The sequence below is a fragment of the Cryobacterium psychrophilum genome (genome assembly GCF_004365915.1).
GTDB lineage: Bacteria > Actinomycetota > Actinomycetes > Actinomycetales > Microbacteriaceae > Cryobacterium > Cryobacterium psychrophilum.
In genome coordinates this window covers 2,433,471-2,451,571 of sequence record NZ_SODI01000001.1, presented here as the reverse complement: position 1 = coordinate 2,451,571, position 18,101 = coordinate 2,433,471, and the positions used below count along the sequence as shown (strand labels likewise).

The window sequence follows — 18,101 nt, the reverse complement described above, 5'->3', positions numbered from 1 at the left end:
TACTTCCCCCGCTGACCCCAAAACGGATGCACCTGCATAGAAATATCTTTTGCTCCGGTGAAACGAAACGTCCCGGGCCGTGGCACGGCGCGGGCAGCATCAGCGGCTGTTGGTGATCACCCTGCCGATCACCAACGTCCCGGCGCAGTACAACTAGGCCAGGAATTCCAGCGCGGCCCGCTTGAACTCGCGGGAGGTGAGCGTGTTCAAGTGCTCCCGGCCCGGCAGTTCGAGGTACTCGGAGCCGCGCGCGCGGGCGAGTTCGGCTACGCCCACGGGGATGGCGTCCGCGCCGCCGGCAACGTAGAGCACGGGGATCTCCGCGGGCACGTCGAGCGTGGCGCCCGCCACACCCCCCACGCACGCCGCGAGGGCCTCCCGGTCGGCGCCGGCACTGAACGCCGGGCCGAGAACCGCCGCGATCGTCGGATCGGCGGGGAGGGTGTCGTCGGCTACGAACCGGGCCACGGCATCCGGGTCCCAGGTCTCGAACAGTTCGACCGGTCCCGCCCCACCGAGCACCATGCGGCGAACCCGCTCCGGGGCCAGCCTCGCCAGGGCCGCAGCAACCCTCGAGCCCATGGAATAGGCGATGACATCGACCTGGTCCAGGCCGAGGGTATCGAGGACGACCACGAGGTCGGCTGCCAGCTGGCGCGGGGCATAGCCTGACGCCACGTGCGGGGCGTCGCTGCGACCGTGACCGCGAAGGTCAGGCAGCACCGCGCCGCGACCGGCCTCAGAAAGGAAACGCACCCAGCCGGTGGCGCCCCAGGTCGCCGCACCCGAGGACGCGAACCCGTGCACGAGCAGCACCGGTCGCCGGCCGGCCTCGGTCTCGTAGGCGATGCGCACCCCGTCGAGGCGACGCGCAAACTGCGGCGCACTCAATCGATCACGGTGTCGTGCGCCACCACGGTGGACTCGGCGAGGACGGCGCCCATATGCGCCATCTCCATGAGTGCGGCTTCGCTCGCGGCACCGTCAACTCCGGCCACAAGATCGGTGAGCACGCGCACACGCTGCCCGCGTTCGAGCGCGTCGAGCACCGAGGCGCGCACGCAGTGGTCTGTGGCCAGGCCCACGACATCGATGTCGGTCACCCCGCGTTGGGTGAGGAGCGCCCCAATGCTGTCACCGGCTTCTGTTGAGCCAGAAAAGATGGAGTAGCCGGGTTCGCCACGGCCCTTGAGAATGTGCACCGTGCGTTGCGGCAGCGCAAGAGCGGAGTGGTACTCGGAACCCGCCGTAGCCGCGACGCAGTGCACGGGCCACGTGCTCACCAAGTCGGGCTCATCGGCAATGTGTCCGCCGTTGTCACTCTCAGCGTCATGCCAGTCGCGAGACGCGAAGATCCAGTGGTGCGCCCGCGGCTGCGCGGCGAGCAGGGCACTGATTCTTTCAGCAACGGCGGCCCCGCCCTGCACCGCCAAAACGCCACCCTCGGTGAAATCATTCTGTACGTCAATGATGAATAGTGCGCGGGTCATGATGGCTCCTTCGACGGCTGGTTCGATGATGATGGCATCTAGTTGTTAGAAAGATTATCGCCGCATCTGAAGAACGCGGTGGTAATGGTGTCGATGGCTTGCTTGGCGTTGTCACGCACGTTTCCGAGCGCGTAAACCGCGAAGGTCAGCGGGGTTCCGTCCGCGGAATGAATGACGCCGGCGAGGGTATACCCGTTCGTGATCCAGCCCGTTTTGGCGAATACCGCCCCGTCGGCCACCGCGTTCGCACCGGAGAAGCGGTCGCTGTACGAGAGCGATCCGCTGGGCCCACCGGCCACGGGCAGCCCGTCGAAGATCACACCGAGGTTGCCCTCCCTGGCGTTGATCTTGATGAAGAGTTCGGCGAAGTAACGCGGCGGAACCGCGTTCGCGGGGCTCAGGCCCGAGCCATCTTTAATGACAATGCCGGTCGTGTCGATGCCGTAGCCGGCGAGGCCGCCCACGATGCCCTGCTGCAGGGAGCTGAAGCTGTTGCCGGCACCGCTCGTGACGGACACGAGTCGGGCCAGCATCTCAGCAATGGTGTTGTCCGAGACGATCAGCGCCTGTTTAATGAGGGTCGACACCGGCTGCGACTGCACGGCCGCGAGCTGAGCGGCTCCCGCCGGCGCCGCGCCCCGGGTGACCGTGACGGCCCCGCCGAGGGCCTCAGCGAAAGCCGACCCGGCTCGTCCGATCGGGTCCTCACTGCGCGGCGAGGTACTGCGTGCGGGATTATCGCGGTCGCCGTCCACCTGCAGCGCGGTAATTGCGGGCATGTAGCCGAGACTCAGCTCCGCGCGGGCCCAGCCGTCGTCCCACGCGGGGCCGGAGAAGTAGGAGGTGTCGAGCACGAGGCTCGTGAGCGGTACGCCGGCGTTGGCCGGGTCGGCGTCCCACGCCGTGCGCACCTGCGCCGCGAGATCGTCGAGGTGGGCTGCGCCGGTGTAGAACGGTTCCGAACCAGTGGGCAGGCGCGACAGGGTGAGGTCTCCCCCGCCCACGAGCACCACCTGACCGGATTCGGCGCCCTTCACCACGGTGGTCGAAGCCCGGTAATCGGGTCCGAGCACGCTCAGCGCAGCCGCGCTCGTGATCACCTTGAGTGCACTCGCCGTGGCTGACGCCGTCGTACCGCCGCGGTCGAAGAGCACCTCACCGGTCGACGCGTTCACAACCTGGGCCTGGAAGTTGGCGAGCCGGGAATCGGCCGCAAGCCCCGCCACCGAGCACGTGCGCAGCTGGCTCGCCGCGGTGGCCGCTGCGGGCGCCGGGCGCGCGGGCGGCACCGTGGCCGTGGGGGTGGGCGTCGCGGTCGTGACGACGGATGCCGCGCTCGGCTCATCGCCGACAGTGGCCACTCCCGCAAACACCGCGCCCGTTCCGAACAGGGCGAGCACAAGCGCGCCCGCACCGATGAGCCAGATGCGGGGGTGCCGGGCGAAGGCTGCTCCGAGGCCGCGTCCCGGCTCGCGCGCGACGGCGTCGGCCGGCAGGTCTGCGTTATCCACCCCCGCATGCTAGCCGACGAGCCTGCTACTCGCCCGGGTAGCTCAGACCGATCCGCGCGCGCACGGCGTCGAGCGTCTCCATGATGCTCACCGATTCCTCGGCGGGGAAGATCTCGCCCGTTGTTTTGCCGGCGAGGATCAGCTGTTCAACCTCGTCCGCCTCGTACTGCATGCCGCGCCCGACCACGTCACTCACGAACGTCTCGGTCACCTCGTTCGCGCTGCCCCGCACCCGGAACGTTGTGGGCGCGTACCAGACCGAGTCGATGTCGATGCGGCCCTCGGTGCCGAGGATGCTCGCCGTGTTCGGCCCCGTGGTATCGCTCGCTGAGAGCGTCGTGGCGATCTGGCCGCCGGCATAGCGAAAGATGGTCGCGACCTGGGCATCCGCTCGCGTGGGCTTGAACGTGGCGGACGCCAGGATGGTCTCCGGCGACCCGAACAGGGCCGACGCGAACGAGATCGGGTACACGCCGAGATCGAGCAGCGCGCCGCCTCCGAGAGCGAGCGCGTTGAGCCGGTGAGCCGGGTCATCGGGGAGGTCCTGGGTGTGGTCCACCATGAGGGTGTGCACGTCGCCGAGGGTTCCGGCCGCGAGAATCTCACGGATTCGCACCATGTGCGGCAGAAAACGCGTCCACATGGCCTCCTGCACAAGCAGGTTCTTCTCCCGGCCGAGGTCCACGAGCGCGCGGGCCTCCCTCGCGTTGAGTGTGAACGACTTCTCCACGAGCACGTGCTTGCCCGCGTTCAGCGCGAGCGTGGCGTTGGCGGCGTGAAACGGATGCGGGGTGCTCACATAAATGACGTCAACCTCCGGATCGTTCACGAGGGCTTCGTAACTGGCATGAGCGTTCGGGATGCCGAACTCGGTGGCGAAGGCATCCGCAGATTCCTGCGACCTGGACCCCACCGATTGCACCGTGTGCCCGGTGAGAACGAGGTCTTCGGTGAAGGAGTGTGCGATACCGCCCGTGGCCAGGATTCCCCAGCGAATGCCCTCAGTCATGCCCACGAGCATACCCAGCGCAACGCGCCGGTAAGGCAATGGTTCCTACTGACGCACTTTTACTGAGCCGCCTGTCAGAATCGAACTGACGACCTTTTCATTACGAGTGACCGATGGAGCCTTGGAAACTAGGCCTTGAGTATAAAAATCATTGATTTTGCGTGCTTCTTGAGTCGTACGTGATCACATAAACTGGCTTGGTTTTGGAGCAAATGTGGGCAAATTGTGGGCACGCCTCATATTCCCCGGCGACGACGACGGCCTGCATCACTCAGCCAGCCAGGAGGGCCGAGCAGAAACTAGCCACCTAAGCCTGAATCCACCGGTCGACGTGAGGTTCTGGCGGCGCGTTAAACCGAGAATGCTCATCTGATCAGGTCAAATAGGACTTGTCTAGAGTTCGCATTTACCAAACAGAGGAGCATCTCGTAGATGCAAGGTTCCCACACCAACCGCGCCGTTTCTGCATCCTTCACCGACCAGAATCTCGTGTTGTCCGCAGGGCTGGTCCCGATCATGAAATTGGCCGCCCGAGCGGGGCTTGCGACCTTGGCCGATCAGTGGCTGACCGTCCCCACCGACAAGGGCGCCAACGCCGGCTTGAAAGTCACCTCATTGGTCGGCGGAATGGTTGCTGGCGCTGACTCGATCGACGACCTCGCAATTCTTCGTCACGGCGGGATGCAGAAGATCTTCACCAACTGTTACGCGCCGTCGACGTTGGGCTCGTTCCTGCGCGAATTCACGTTCGGCCACGTCCGGCAACTCGACGCCGTCGCCTCACGTTTCCTGCGGGGCCTCGCCGGCGAAGCCCCACTCGTCGCGCACGACACCGACGGCTACATCTTCCTCGACATCGACGACACCATCATCGAAGTCCACGGATACCAGAAGGAAGGCTCCGGCTACGAGTACTCCGGGGTGCGAGGCCTCAACGTTTTCCTCGCGACAGTGAAAACTGACGTGTCGGCGCCGATCATCATCGGTCAACGACTCCGCCGCGGTGCCTGCGGGTCTCCGCGCGGCGCCGCCCGTTTGATCCGTGACGCCCTCGCCACCACCAAGCGGCTCCACGGAGCAGAAAAAGCACGCGTGCTCTTCCGCGCCGACTCTGCCTTCTACGGTCACGCTTCAATCAATGCGGCCCTCACAGCCGGTGCCGACGTTTCAGTAACCGCCCGCATGAACCCCGCCATCAAACGCGCGATCGCAACGATCCCCGACAGTGCCTGGACCGCGATTGAATACACCAACGCCATCTATGACGAAGGCACGAAAACGTGGATCAGTAACGCCGAAGTCGCCGAAGTCCCGTTCACTGCGTTCACGTCTCGCAAGAAAGCCGAGCACATCACCGGGCGCCTGGTCGTGCGGCGGATCCCGGAACTGAACAAGAAAAACGTCGACCAGCCGACCCTGTTCGACACTCACCGATTCCACGCCTTCTGCACCACCAGCACCCTCGACACCGTTGCCGCCGACAAAACCCACCGCGCCCACGCCACGATAGAGCTCGTGAATTCCGATCTCAAGAGCAGCGCTTTAGCGCACCTGCCCTCAGGCGTTTTCACGGCCAACGCCGCCTGACTGGTCCTCGCGGTCATGGCGTTTAACTGGACCCGCGCCGCCGCGACGAACGCGGGAAACGGTCTCGCTCGAGCAACCACCGCAACGATCCGCCGGAAACTCGTCAGCGTCCCCGCGCGCATTTCATCCTCGGCGCGGCGCATCACCCTGCACCTGCCTGCACACTGGCCCTGGGAGAAACCGTGGACGGCCCTGTTCAACCAGAACTTCCGCCAACACAACCCGCCCCCACCTGACCAACCAGCCGACACCAGCATCAACAGCAACACCAGTGGAACACCCCGGGCAGCGAGACCCGGACCTCACCCGCACCCGAAACGCCGAAACCCCGAAACCCCGCCAAACCGAAATCAGGATTCGTTCACAGGCCGACCGGTGGATTCAGGCTAAGTGCAATACCGTTCAGTTAGGCGGTTTGCCGGTATGATGGGGGTATGGCTCGTTCTGGTTGGGTAAAGCCGGTCTCTGACCGCCGGTTGTCGGATTTTGTGTCGGTGGGTCTGTTGACGCGGGTGTTTCCTGCGGGTGTGGTTGATGAGGTGATTGCTGCGGCGGGGCGGACTGAGGTGCGTCAGCGTGCGTTGCCGGCGCGGGTGATGGCGTATTTCTCGATTGGGATGGCGTTGTATTCGGAGGACTCTTACGAGGACGTATTCGCCCAGTTGACGGACGGGTTGTCGTGGTCATCGGGGTGGGCCGAGGAATGGTCGTCACCGTCGAAGTCCGGGATTTTTCAGGCCCGGGCCCGGCTCGGGTCTGAACCCGTGCGGGATCTCTTCAAACGTGTCGCGGTCCCTCTGGCTGGCCCGGAGACCTCCGGATCATGGCTGGCGGGCCGACGGTTGGTGGCGATCGATGGGACGGTCCTGGACCTGGCGGACAGCGTGGCGAATGCGGAGTTCTTCGGCCGTCCGCCGTCCAGCCGCGGTGAGAAGTCAGCGTTCCCGCAGGCCCGCGTCGTCGCGTTGGCGGAGTGTGGCACCCATGCGATCGTGGACGCGGAGATTGGGCCGTGCACGACGTCGGAGATTGCACTGTCCAGGGAGCTCGTGAAGCGCTTAACGCCAGGCATATTGCTCCTGGCCGATCGTGGCTTCTACGGTTTCCACTTATGGCAGCAGGCCGCCGCGACCGGCGCAGATCTGCTCTGGCGTGTGAAGACGAATCTTCGGCCCCGCTACGTGGAGACTCTCTCTGACGGGTCATGGCTTGCGCGCATTATTCCGACGTCGGGTTCGAACCGCACCACAACAGAGCCCCTGATCGTGCGGGTCATTGATTACACGATCGATGATGGGCGCGAGAACCCCGAGAGTTACCGGCTCCTGAGCACGATCCTCGATCCGTCCGTCGCCAGCGCGGAGGAGCTCGCCGCCGTCTACTCGGAACGGTGGGAGATTGAGAGCACATTCGACGAGCTCAAAACCCACCAACGCGACCCCAAAGCCGTGCTGCGCTCCAAATCCCCCGACCTGATCCTGCAGGAAATCTGGGGGCACCTGTGCTGCCACTACGCCATCCGAACCCTGATGGCTGACACCGCCGCCCACGCTGGCCGTGAGACAGACCGGGTCTCCTTCATTGCCGCACTACGCATCGCCCGCCGCGGGGCGGCCCAGGGCGCCTTTTCCCCCTCAACAGCCTGAACAACCGGAGGCCACCTGGCGCCACGCCATCCGCCGGCTCCTGAAACGCCTCAACCCCGCCCGCCGAAAACGGTCAAACCCCCGCGTCATCAAACGCAAGATCTCCAAATGGCTCGCCAAACGAGAACACCACAGCCGATGGCCACAACCACAACATGAAGCACATATCACCATCAAAACGCTTAACTGAACGGTATTGGGGCTAAGTGCATCGAGCCTGTTTACGAGCGTGGTGTGGAGGGCTTCCACGGGAACCGTGGATTGGTGCCGCAAGCCCAGCAGCATCGGGTTGATGAGCCCGTTTAGTAGATTCCTGAATCATTTTCCCCGCCCTTCCCGCGGCACCTGGCACCACCGGCCGGTGGTGCCGTTGGGAGCAGATGCGAAGGAGCAGATGCGAAGGAGCAGATGCTGGACATCGTGCACGAGCGTGCCGCGGGGATGGATATCTCCAAACGCGACGCGAAGGTCTGTATCCGGATACCGGGGACACGCGCGGGAACATTCAGCAAGACCGTGACCACGTATGGGGCGACGACGAACGAGATCGTGCGCCTGCGCCGAGATCTCGAGGAGGCCGCGGTGACGGTGGTGGTGATGGAGGCCACCGGCGACTACTGGAAACCGTTCTATTTCCTGCTGGCCGAGTCGCTGAACGTGGAACTGGTCAATCCGAAAGCTGCGCGCAATATCCCGGGACGCAAAACCGATGTCTCAGGCGCGACGTGGTTAGCAGAGCTCGCCGCCCACAACCTGCTCCGGGCCAGTTTCGTGCCACCAGAGCCGATCCGCCAGCTGCGGGATCTGACCGGCACCCGGTCGAACCTCACTCACGAGCGCACCCGCGATCCCGTTCGCACTGCTGCAGGGCCACATCTTCAGCCGCACCAAGTCGCTCACCTACGTCGTCTGCGTGCACCTGTTGTTCGACCTCGTCGTGTTCCTCGTGCACGCGCACAATCGCGAGTGGCTGCAGGTGTTCGTGTCCTGACCGACTCGCTCGCAGACATCGCGACGGCCGCTACAGGCCAGGCAAATGGCGGATGTTCGACCGCGCCATCCGCATGGCCTCCCCCACGCCGCCGTTCAGGACGACCTTCGACAGCGCGAGTCCGAAGCCCTTCACCTGGTCAGCGGTGATCGTCGGAGGCAGCGACAGCGCGTTCGGGTCGGTGATGATGTCGACGAGCGTGGGACCGTCGTGCGCGAGTGCCTCCGTGAGGGCGCTGCGGAGCATCCGCGGGTCATCGACACGCACCGCATGGAAGCCGACCGCCTTCGCGATCGTCGCAAAGTCGACGGCGGGAACGTCGACACCGAAGTCAGGCAGCCCGTCGACGAGCATCTCGAGCTTCACGAGGCCGAGGGTCGAATTGTTGAAGACGACGACCTTCACCGGCAGCTTGTAGGCGACCGCCGTGATGAGCTCACCCATGAGCATCGACAGCCCGCCGTCGCCCGCCATCGCGACGGTCTGTCGCCCCGGGTAGGCGAGCTGCGCACCGATCGCCTGCGGCAGAGCGTTCGCCATCGACCCGTGCAGGAAGCTGCCGATGAGCCGACGGCGTCCGTTCGGGGTGATGTAGCGGGCCTGCCAGACGTTGCACATTCCGGTGTCGGCCGTGACGATCGCGTCATTCGACATCAGCTCGTCGAGAACGGATGCCGCAAACTCCGGATGGATCGGAATCGTCGTCTCGACGTCGGTGTACTCGCCGACGACCGAGTCGAGCAGCCTGTGGTGGCGATCGAGGGTCTTCTTGAGGAACCTGCGATTGGCCTTCGGAGCGACGAGCGCGGTGAGCGCCGCGATCGTGGAGCGTACGTCGCCGTGGATCGGATACTCGACGTTCGCCCGCCGTCCGATGTGGTCAGGTGCGCTGTCGACCTGGGCGATCATGACCTTGCGCCCGTCGGGCAGGAACTGGTCGTACGGAAAGTCGGTGCCGAGCAGGATGAGCAGCTCGGCATCGTGGATGCCGGCGTGAGCGGCACCGTACCCGAGGAGTCCCGTCATACCGACGTCGAAGGGGTTGTCGTACTGGATGTACTCCTTGCCGCGGATCGAGTGTCCGATGGGAGCGGCGAGGAGGTCCGCGAAGGCGACGACCTCGTCGTGGGCGCCCGCGACACCGATGCCCGCGAAGATCGCGACCGTCTTCGCCGAGTCGATCGCCGACGCGAGCGCGCGGATGTCCGCCTCATCCGGAACCAGCGCCGCCCGCGACGGCAGCACGAACGTCGGCGCTGGGCGGTCGGCGTCGAGCTCGGCGAGGTCGCCGGGAATCGTGACGACCGCGACGCCGCGGAGACCGATCGCGTGCCGCATCGCGGCGTTGATCACCCGAGGCGCCTGCCCGGCGGTCGAGATGAGCTCGCAGTAGTGGGAACATTCGACGAAAAGCCGGTCGGGGTGCGTCTCCTGGAAAAACGACGTGCCGATCTGGTTGCTCGGCAGGTGGCTCGCGATCGCGAGCACGGGTGCGCCGGAGCGATGAGCGTCGTACAGTCCGTTGATCAGGTGCAGGTTGCCGGGGCCCGAGCTGCCCGCACACACGGCGAGTTCGCCGGTGAGCTGAGCTTCGGCGCCGGCGGCGAACGCTCCCGCCTCTTCGTTGCGCACATGGATCCAGTCGATGCCGCCCTTCCTCGACCCGCCAGTGCGCCGCACCGCGTCGACGATCGGGTTGAGGCTGTCGCCGACGATGCCGTAGATGCGCCGCACCCCGGCGTCTGAGAGTTGTGCGATGAGCTGATCCGCGACGGTATGAGCCATGCGATCCAGTCAAGCACATGCCGCGCCGCGGGGCTACGGGTGGCCATACCCGCAGGTGCTGTGAGAGGCGTCGAGATTTTTCCGTTCGAGAGACTGATGCGCGCGATGCGCGCGACTGATGACGATAACGCTCCGGCTGTCGTCGGCGAGGGCGACCGCCCGAAGTGAGAATGCTCATCTCAATGTCAGTAATCCGCGGAATCTGCTCATTCTGATGTCACTAATCTGCTCATCTCGATGTCAGTGGACCGCAGGCTCGTCCCAGGTGAACGAGCATGCCCCACGACCGTTGGCACGGTCGACGGCCCTTGCCTGAGGACACCGTCGCTAGTGCCTTCCACCTGATACCCGGTCACCTGGGGCGCCATCGGGCCCAGAGACCGGCCCTGCTGCAGCCAACTCGCCTGCCACCTCGTGACCCGCCCTGGCGCCTCGCCCCAATGTCCTATGCGCTCTGGGACTCACCGAACCGCGCAGCCCAGACCGTCCCCGAGCGCACGCTCGTGAGACATGAAGATCACTAGGCCCGTCCCCGTGGTGCTTCCCAACCCTGGCCGTATGCAGCGACCTGGGCAGTGACAGCCAAATGAGCAGATTAGTGACATTGAGATGAGCATTCTCAGCGACGGACGAGCTCTTCGAACTCATTGGGGACAGGACTCCCGAGGGTGTCCGCTTCACCCGCGGTCAGCTTTGGCCGGTCAAATTCGTTGGTGCCGAGGGCGTGGCTTCCCTGTGCTCGTAGTCAACGTCACACGCACGTGGCTCGCCACGAACTCGTCGTCGGAAAAAATCGAGACCGTTGAACGCGCATGGCCAACGAGAAATGCGGCGGAAATCGCGAAGATGCATTCTCAGAGCGGGGACCTTCTGGTCGCCGTGGCTCGAAGCAAGATCGTGGCCATCCGCAAGAGTGACTCGGTGCAAGACGACACCGACGAACCTTCCCGGTTCGTGTTCAACACCCAACCGTCTGAGGAGACCCTCCGGCTGATCGGCGCTCAATCACCAGTCCGCTGGGGCCGAGGCGAACAGTGGCCCGTCAAGTTTGCGGACACGGAGGAACTGTTGTCGATGCTCAAACCGTTGCCGACGGCGACGCTCGGCAAGTTCACTGTCGTGCTCGCCACTGATGGTTCCTTGCGAGTAACTTGCCCGCCCGGCCAAGCGGTGATCGTAACCACCTAGTAGCGCTGCGTTGCAGGCAGTCTCAGATCGGACACAGCGAGAGCCACCGCTTCCCTGCATAGCGGTGGCTCTCGCTTGTGTCCGGCGCCTCAGTCATCGCGCTTCGCATCGACTTCGTCGAGACCAGCTGTGAGCTGGTCTACCTGGCGCGGCGGCAAATACCGGTACAGGCTTGACCGGGTAATGCCGGATTTGGCCACGATCTCGGGCATCGTCAGACCGGTGTCCCGTAGGTGCGACGCATAGGCGAGCTTGGTCGGGTCCACTACCGAAGGCCGGCCAATCTGCCGGCCTTTGCTGACAGCGACGGCGCGGGCATGGGCGGCACGTTCGATCGCGTAGGTTCGTTCCATCTGGCCGAACAACGCAAGCATCACCACCGCCAGTTGCGACATGGGATCCTCCGGGTTTGCCGAATCCACTCGGATCGGATCGGCCAGGTTTCGAACACCTACGCCTCGCTCCTTCAGCTCGTAGATCAGGTTCAACGTGTCGCGCACGGTACGGCCGAGACGGTCCAGGGTGTGCACGACAATAACGTCCCCGTCACGCGCGTAGTCGAGTGCGGCGGTGAGACCAGGGCGCTTGGTCGTTGCTCCGGATTTCTTGTCGACATAGATCCTGCCCGACGGGATTCCAACCGCGCCCAGGGCGTCGATCTGGCGATCAAGATCTTGTTTTGCCGTCGAGACGCGCGCGTAACCGATGTCCATCACCGAACGTACCGGAAGTCACATCCGTACCCCGCCCACGAAACACCTCTTGAACTGGACTTATGGAATGCAAAAAAGGCCGCCCGGCCAAGATCCTTATGACCGATTCCAGGCGTTCCACTACCAAGGAAGTGGGACGCCTCATTCCGAAGGAACCTGTCCAGTGTGGAGTTCAGCTCTTTGTGGCGGTGCTCGGCGAGGGACGACTCGGGGGCGCCGATCGCTGGCGCTATTTAGGTTATGCTTACCTAAGTTCGATGCAGTATTTTTCCGTCTCACGCTGAAGGTATCTCTCAATTATGGTCTCGATCGCCTCTGCTCGCGGCCTGTCCCTCCCCCGCGGCCGACCTGACGCTACGGCCCTCGTTGCCGACGGCGCGACCATTAATTACGCTGAACTTTCCCTGCTGGTTCGCGAGCGCAGGGGTCAGCTCGGCGATACCCGTCGCCTCGTGATGATCGCCGCGACCAGCTCGCTCGAGCCGATCGTCACCTATCTGGCCGCACTCGAGGGCGGGCACCCTGTGTTGTTCGTCTCCGGCGGTGCCGACGATGCGAGCCTGGCCCACAGAGCAGCCTTCATTGAGCGTTTCAGCCCCGATGTCATCGCGCACGACGGCCCACAGGGGTGGATGCTTGAGGAACGAAACTCGGGCAGCCGACACGCCTTTCATCCTGAGTTAGCCGTGCTCGGAAGCACATCGGGGTCGACCGGGTCGCCGAAGCTCGTACGCCTCTCTTTCGACAACGTGCGCAGCAACGCCGCATCCATCGCGCAATATCTGCGCCTCGGACCGAGCGATAGAGCGGCGACGACCTTACCGCTGCAGTACTGCTACGGCCTGTCCGTGGTAAACAGCCACCTGCTCGCCGGCGCGAGCGTCATGCTCACGGAACGGTCCGTTACCGACGAAGCGTTCTGGCAGGAGGCATCTGCCTATCAGATCACCTCGTTTGCCGGTGTGCCCTACACCTTCGAGATGCTCGAGGCCAGCGGCTTCGCCGAACGCTCAGTGCCGAGCCTGCGCTACCTGACCCAGGCCGGTGGCCGACTCGCGCCTGAGATGATTCGTCGTTTCGCCCGGCTCGGTGAAGAACGCGGATTCGAGCTGTTCGTGATGTACGGCCAGACGGAAGCCACAGCACGGATGGCCTATCTTCCTCCTGAGCTCATCGCCACCGCCGCCGGGGCCATCGGGCGACCGATTCCCGGTGGCCATTTCCGCATCGATGCCGGCGGCACAGCTGCCCCGGACGGGAGCGAGGGGGAACTCGTCTACGACGGGCCGAACGTGATGCTCGGCTATGCCGAGACACCGGCAGATTTCGAACTCGGCCGCACCGTGCACGAATTACGGACAGGAGACATCGCGCGCCGCCGCGACGATGGACTGTATGAGATCGTCGGGCGGATGAACCGCTTCGTCAAAATTTTCGGTTTACGGGTCGACCTTGACCGTATTGAGCGGCTTCTTGCCGACGAGGGAATCGAGGTGCGCGTCGCCACTGCCGAAGAACGACTGCTCCTCTTCGCCACCTCTGATCGCACGGCACAGCGCGCACGCGAGCGCGCCGCTGCACTCGTTGGCGTGCCCATGCACGCCATCGGCGCGTACGCGGTGGAGCAGTTCCCGCGCACCTCGAACGGCAAGCCCGACACTGCGGCGCTCGTGCGATTTGCCGGGCTGCAGGATCGTGCCGCCGCCGCACCGAGCACGGTGCCCGGCACTACCGTCAGCCGCGGTGCCGCGGTCTCGCCGCAGGCAATTCGCGACCTCCTCTCGACGCTGCTCTCCCGTCCTGAGGTAAGCGTGGATGATTCATTCGCCGCGCTCGGCGGCGACTCCCTGAGTTACATTGAGGTGTCGCTTCGGCTCGAGGCGATGCTCGGCGACTTGCCGCGCGACTGGCCGACGCGCACCGCTCGGGAGTTGGCGGCGTTCGCCACCGAAGCAGCCGACGACGACTCGATTGCGCGAGCCGCGGCACGGCCCACGGAAGCCCCCGCCCCGGCCGTCGGCCCACGCACTCGTCCTCGTTTCCCGAGCCTGGTGCGCCTCGAGACACCCGCCATGCTTCGAGCGATCGCGATCGTGCTCATCGTCGGCACTCACGCCGACCTCTTCTTTCTGCAGGGTGGCGCGCACCTGCTGCTCGCCATCGCGGGGTACAACCTTGCCCGCTTCCAGCTCGCATCGGTGCCGGGACGGTCACGGTCTCGCTGGCTCGGGCGCAGCGCTGCACAGCTCGCGGCGCCCGCGATTCTCTGGATCGGTGGGGTTGCGCTTCTGACCGGCCAGTACCACGTCACCACCGTCCTGCTCCTGAACAACCTCGTGCCGGGCGACGGGCGGTGGAACGAGCAGTGGCAGTTCTGGTTCCTCGAGGCGATGCTCTGGACCATCGTCGGCCTCGCCGTCATGTTCGCTGTACGCGCCGTCGACCGCGTCGAGCGGCGCTCCCCGTTCGCCTTCGCCCTCCTCGGATTCGCCATCGCCCTCATCGCGCGCTTCGCGATCGCCGGCACCCACGCCGAGTATGTAGAGCTCTACACCGGGCCTGTAGTCGTGTGGCTAATCGCCCTCGGTTGGCTCCTCGCCCGTGCCGACACCACGGCTCGACGAGTCCTCGTCTCGGTGATCGCCGTGGTGACTTCGTTGGGATTCTTCGGTGACCCGCTGCGAGAGGCAATACTCGCCGGGGGCATGCTGACGCTGATCTGGGTACCGGCGGTTCGCGCGCCGCGGTGGATGGTGCCGGCCGTCGCCACGGTCGCGGGCGCGTCAATGTTCATCTATCTCACCCACTGGCAGGTATACCCGCCGTTTGAGCAGAACGCGCCATGGATCGGCACACTACTGTCGCTCGCAGTCGGCGTCATCACCTGGCGTGTATACACGCTGGCGAACCACCACGTCTCGTACGCCGTCCGCTCGATACGCGCTCATCGCCGGCACGACGGGAACGAGTTGCTAAGGACTGCCCTCCGTCGCGCGCTGGGGTGGCGGCGTAACCGCACTGCTGGCTCGCCAGCACTGGAGCCAACCGAAATGCAAATAGAGCACCACCCCGCCATCAACGACGCTAATCGAGCATCCCGTCACGAACTCGGCCGCCGCGTGTAATGGCACACGTCGACCGGACACCGACGACGGTCGCGTTGCCTCGGTCGGTGGTCGGTGGTCGGCGCGAGGGCTGCTCGGGCCGCACCATGGCGTGAACCCGTGCGGTCCCGCCGCTGCGGTCGTGCTGCACCGTGAGGCGTCCGAATGCGCAGTCGACCGCGTCAGCACCACATCGACGAGAAGCGCTGCGACGCGGACAACGATCGGTGCATCGAAAACACCCGCCGGTGCGCCGACCTGCTGTCCGAAGGAAAGAGCTTCGTCTCGGTCGTGGGACACGAGCATGGCGTTCACCCCGCTGCACTCGAGCATGCTTGGACACCCCTGGCCGCTGGTGGGCAATCCCCTCGCCCCAAGACCAAAGTCCGTCCAGATAAGCGCAGAGACCGTCTGTGACCGGCGTCAGGAAAAGACGAATGCGGCTTCTACCTGACGGTTTCGAGTCGAGCCACTGACGTCAGGCTGGCATATACCCCAAAGCGACAGAACCGGGCAAACCTCGACCGGCCAGGTTCGTCCCGCTCTACGCCCGGAAAAATTGATAGCCGGCGATTCGGCGTCTCAATGTCGGTGACGAGCTTCGAGCACCTCTATCCCGCGGAAAGTCGCGCCCGTGAAAATTGCTCTTGCAGGTGGTCAATAACAATCGTTTCTAGCCGTCATGGTCGCGGTCAGGAGGGTCTGACTCTGCTACTTCACCATCGAAACGGGGCGGTGACGCGAGCGCTTCGTGAAGGGCCTTTAGTCGATCGAGTACCTCGTCGTTGCCAAGAATTGTCACGGTCGAAAGACCGGCACGATATCGCAAGAAGGACTCGGTCTGCTCTGGATTAAGTGCAGAGATGCGTCCGGTAATATCCACGAGCGACGTTCGGTACCATTCACGGGCATTTTAGCCGAGATGCTCGAGTCCCAATGCGCGGGCAAGCACCGCGACGATCTCCTCTTCACATCGCCGAGTCGTGAAGTGTTCCGAAGCGGAAACTTTCGCCGCCGAACATTTTTCGCCGCAGTCGTACAGCTCAGACAGCGCCCTACGGAATTACCCGCGATCACCCCGCACTCCCTGCGACACACAGCTGCGTCTTTGGCTATATCTTCCGGGACGAGCGTGCTCTCTGTGCAGCGAATGCTCGGGCAGGCCTCGGCAGCGATGACTTTGGACGTCTACAGCGACCTCTTCGAAGACGATCTAGACGCTGTTGCAGAGGCCCTAAATAACCGCGCAATAAAAACAAATGTGGGCAAATTGTGGGCAAATACGTCGAAACAGCTGCACAGCACCGCTGATGCTTCCCCAGAAACCCCGTCTAACCAGGACATTTAATGGAGCCGCCTGTCAGAATCGAACTGACGACCTTCTCATTACGAGTGAGATGCTCTACCAACTGAGCTAAGGCGGCGATACCAGATCACCCCGTAGGGCGGTCGGTGACACAAGAACTAAGCTTAGCCTGTTCGAGGAGTCATGTTGTACACGCCTCGCCACGACGCGCGGTCGGAGATCAACACATCGGATCCTCGCTCGGCACCGTGCCCTTGACGAGGTAGTCGTCGACGACGCGGTTCACGCAGTCGCTTCCCTTGTTGTAGGCCGTGTGCCCCTCACCCTCGTACGTCACGAGGGTGCCGCTGTCGAGCTGCTCCGACAGGCTCTGCGCCCAGGCATAAGGCGTGGCCGGGTCGTTCGTCGTACCGATGACGAGGATGGGTGCGGCTCCCGTGGCGTGGATCTCTCCCCGCTCCCCGCTGAACTTGTACGGCCAGTTGGCGCAACCGATGTCGCCAAAGCTCATGTACTTGCCAATGATCGGCGCCGCGGTCTCGATCTCGGCGGCCTGCGCGCGCATGGACGCGGGGTCGTCGTTGTAGGCGTAGTCCACGCAATTGATGGCCGAGAAGGCCTCGCTGGAGTTGTCGAGGTAGCTGCCGTCCGCCTGGCGGCCGTTGTACTGGTCCGCCAGTCCGAAGGCCGCGGTGACGTCGTTCGTCATCACACCCGCGAACATCTGGCTCAGCATCGGCCAGGCCGCCTGCTGGTAGAGCGGGGTAATGATGGCGGTGAGCAGCGCGTTCGAGCCGAGCTGACGGCCGTCGCCAGCGATGATCGGGCTGACGTCAACGGAGGCGAGGAGCGCGCCCACCGTGTTCATCGCGTCGTCCACGGTACCGCTGAACGGGCAGTCCTCCCCCACCAGGCACGCCTCAAGGTAGGCGCGCAGCGCACTCTCAAAGCCCTTGGCCTGCAGCTCGGTCACCTGAAAGTTGGTGGTGGACGGGTCGAGCGCGCCGTCGAGAGCGAGGCGGCCGACCTTGTCCGGAAACAGCTCGGCAAATGTGGCTCCGAGGTAGGTGCCATAGGAGTAACCGAGGTAGTTCAGCTTCTCGTCGCCGAGCACGGCCCGCAGCAGGTCGAGGTCGCGTGCAGCACTTTCGGTGTCGACATGCGCGAGCAAGGGGCCGGTGTTCTCCGCACAGGCGGCACCGAAGTCGGCCGACGAGGCCTCGAGCTCGGCGATCCAGGCATCCGTTCCCCGCGCCGCGGTCGTGAGGCCGTAGAGGTATTCGTCCATTTGCTCGGGTTGGTAGCAGGTTACGGCCGAGGACCGACCGACCCCGCGCGGGTCGAACCCGACGATGTCGAAACTGGACTGCAGCACGTCATCCGTTACGAAGTCCAGGGAGTTCTTCACGATGTCGTAACCCGACGCCCCCGGCCCGCCGGGGTTGACGAGCAGAGAACCGACCCGGTCGCCGCTCGTCGTCGGGTGACGCACGAGCGCGATATCTATCTCGCCGGCACCGGGGTCGCTGTAGTCGAGGGGCGCGATCGCCGTGGCGCACTGCATTTCGTTGTCGCAGTCGCTCCACTGGAGAACCTGGCCGTAGAACGGGGCGAGTGCAGAATCCACGGCCTCGCCCGTGGGAGTAGAGGTTGTGGGAGCAGCCTTGGGAATGAAAGCTGACACGCACCCACTGAGCCCGAGCGTGAGTACGACAGCGCCGGCAAGAACAGCAATCAGGCGGGGATGGTGTGTCATCGGATTCCTTCTATC

11 protein-coding genes, 1 tRNA gene and 3 pseudogenes are annotated in these 18,101 nt (G+C 64.4%); 7 read left to right on the top strand and 8 right to left on the bottom strand.

Going from position 1 to position 18,101, the window contains the following annotated elements; all coding sequences use genetic code 11:
• Positions 1–153 precede the first annotated feature (153 nt).
• The 4 genes from EDD25_RS11515 to EDD25_RS11500 are packed head-to-tail and all read right to left on the bottom strand — an operon-like array spanning position 154 to position 4,010.
• Complete coding sequence (locus EDD25_RS11515) at positions 154–891, bottom strand: alpha/beta fold hydrolase (protein ID WP_175183011.1); 738 nt, start codon at positions 889–891, stop codon at positions 154–156.
• The gene (locus EDD25_RS11510; RefSeq protein WP_134173394.1) at positions 888–1,490 is read right to left on the bottom strand and encodes an isochorismatase family protein; all 603 of its coding nucleotides are present in this window, start codon (positions 1,488–1,490) and stop codon (positions 888–890) included. Before EDD25_RS11510 ends, EDD25_RS11515 begins: the two co-directional genes overlap by 4 nt.
• 38 nt (positions 1,491–1,528) lie before the next feature.
• Positions 1,529–3,001, bottom strand: a complete 1,473-nt coding sequence (locus EDD25_RS11505; protein WP_134173393.1) for a D-alanyl-D-alanine carboxypeptidase/D-alanyl-D-alanine-endopeptidase — start codon at positions 2,999–3,001, stop codon at positions 1,529–1,531.
• Positions 3,002–3,026: 25 nt separating this feature from the next.
• A complete protein-coding gene (locus EDD25_RS11500; RefSeq protein WP_134173392.1) occupies positions 3,027–4,010 on the bottom strand; it encodes a Gfo/Idh/MocA family protein in 984 nt (327 codons plus the stop codon).
• A 432-nt stretch (positions 4,011–4,442) separates the two neighbouring features.
• Here EDD25_RS11500 and EDD25_RS11495 point away from each other — a divergent pair.
• The 4 genes and pseudogenes from EDD25_RS11495 to EDD25_RS18005 form a co-directional block, all read left to right on the top strand.
• A pseudogene (locus tag EDD25_RS11495) lies at positions 4,443–5,825 on the top strand (IS1380 family transposase); the annotation flags it as partial.
• A gap of 206 nt (positions 5,826–6,031) precedes the next feature.
• Positions 6,032–7,243 (top strand): IS4 family transposase, encoded by a 1,212-nt coding sequence (locus tag EDD25_RS11490; RefSeq protein ID WP_134173391.1) that lies wholly within the window; start codon positions 6,032–6,034, stop codon positions 7,241–7,243.
• A 408-nt stretch (positions 7,244–7,651) separates the two neighbouring features.
• Positions 7,652–8,032: pseudogene (locus EDD25_RS18010) on the top strand (IS110 family transposase); the annotation flags it as partial.
• A gap of 61 nt (positions 8,033–8,093) precedes the next feature.
• Positions 8,094–8,234, top strand: a pseudogene (locus EDD25_RS18005) (CPBP family intramembrane glutamate endopeptidase); the annotation flags it as partial.
• A gap of 30 nt (positions 8,235–8,264) precedes the next feature.
• Here EDD25_RS18005 and EDD25_RS11475 read toward each other — a convergent pair.
• Entirely contained in the window at positions 8,265–10,019 is a 1,755-nt protein-coding gene (locus tag EDD25_RS11475; protein WP_134173388.1) for a pyruvate dehydrogenase, read from the bottom strand.
• Between the two features lie 921 nt (positions 10,020–10,940).
• On the opposite strand from EDD25_RS11475, the gene EDD25_RS17585 reads away from it, so the two are divergent.
• Positions 10,941–11,207 carry a hypothetical protein gene (locus tag EDD25_RS17585; protein ID WP_166671286.1) on the top strand — a complete coding sequence of 89 codons (267 nt, stop codon included), beginning with the start codon at positions 10,941–10,943 and terminating at the stop codon, positions 11,205–11,207.
• A gap of 89 nt (positions 11,208–11,296) precedes the next feature.
• On the opposite strand, the gene EDD25_RS11465 is transcribed toward EDD25_RS17585, so the two are convergent.
• Positions 11,297–11,920: a recombinase family protein gene (locus EDD25_RS11465; protein WP_134173386.1), complete on the bottom strand. Its 624-nt coding sequence runs from the start codon at positions 11,918–11,920 to the stop codon at positions 11,297–11,299.
• A 299-nt stretch (positions 11,921–12,219) separates the two neighbouring features.
• Here EDD25_RS11465 and EDD25_RS11460 point away from each other — a divergent pair, with 299 nt between their 5' ends.
• Complete coding sequence (locus EDD25_RS11460) at positions 12,220–15,045, top strand: AMP-binding protein (RefSeq protein ID WP_134173385.1); 2,826 nt, start codon at positions 12,220–12,222, stop codon at positions 15,043–15,045.
• Between the two features lie 748 nt (positions 15,046–15,793).
• Positions 15,794–16,372 carry a tyrosine-type recombinase/integrase gene (locus tag EDD25_RS11455; protein ID WP_338419632.1) on the top strand — a complete coding sequence of 193 codons (579 nt, stop codon included), beginning with the start codon at positions 15,794–15,796 and terminating at the stop codon, positions 16,370–16,372.
• Here EDD25_RS11455 and EDD25_RS11450 read toward each other — a convergent pair.
• Positions 16,373–16,448: transfer RNA gene (locus EDD25_RS11450), tRNA-Thr, on the bottom strand.
• A gap of 102 nt (positions 16,449–16,550) precedes the next feature.
• Positions 16,551–18,086 (bottom strand): alpha/beta hydrolase, encoded by a 1,536-nt coding sequence (locus EDD25_RS11445; protein WP_134173383.1) that lies wholly within the window; start codon positions 18,084–18,086, stop codon positions 16,551–16,553.
• Between the last annotated feature and the right edge of the window lie 15 nt (positions 18,087–18,101).

Excerpts from the sequence above, each read along its gene's own strand:
- EDD25_RS11510 (WP_134173394.1), bottom strand. The coding sequence starts at position 1,490 with ATGACCCGCGCACTATTCATCATTGACGTACAGAATGATTTCACCGAG.
- EDD25_RS11500 (WP_134173392.1), bottom strand. The coding sequence starts at position 4,010 with ATGACTGAGGGCATTCGCTGGGGAATCCTGGCCACGGGCGGTATCGCA.
- EDD25_RS11490 (WP_134173391.1), top strand. The coding sequence starts at position 6,032 with ATGGCTCGTTCTGGTTGGGTAAAGCCGGTCTCTGACCGCCGGTTGTCG.
- EDD25_RS11475 (WP_134173388.1), bottom strand. The coding sequence starts at position 10,019 with ATGGCTCATACCGTCGCGGATCAGCTCATCGCACAACTCTCAGACGCC.
- EDD25_RS11465 (WP_134173386.1), bottom strand. The coding sequence starts at position 11,920 with ATGGACATCGGTTACGCGCGCGTCTCGACGGCAAAACAAGATCTTGAT.
- EDD25_RS11460 (WP_134173385.1), top strand. The coding sequence starts at position 12,220 with ATGGTCTCGATCGCCTCTGCTCGCGGCCTGTCCCTCCCCCGCGGCCGA.
- EDD25_RS11445 (WP_134173383.1), bottom strand. The coding sequence starts at position 18,086 with ATGACACACCATCCCCGCCTGATTGCTGTTCTTGCCGGCGCTGTCGTA.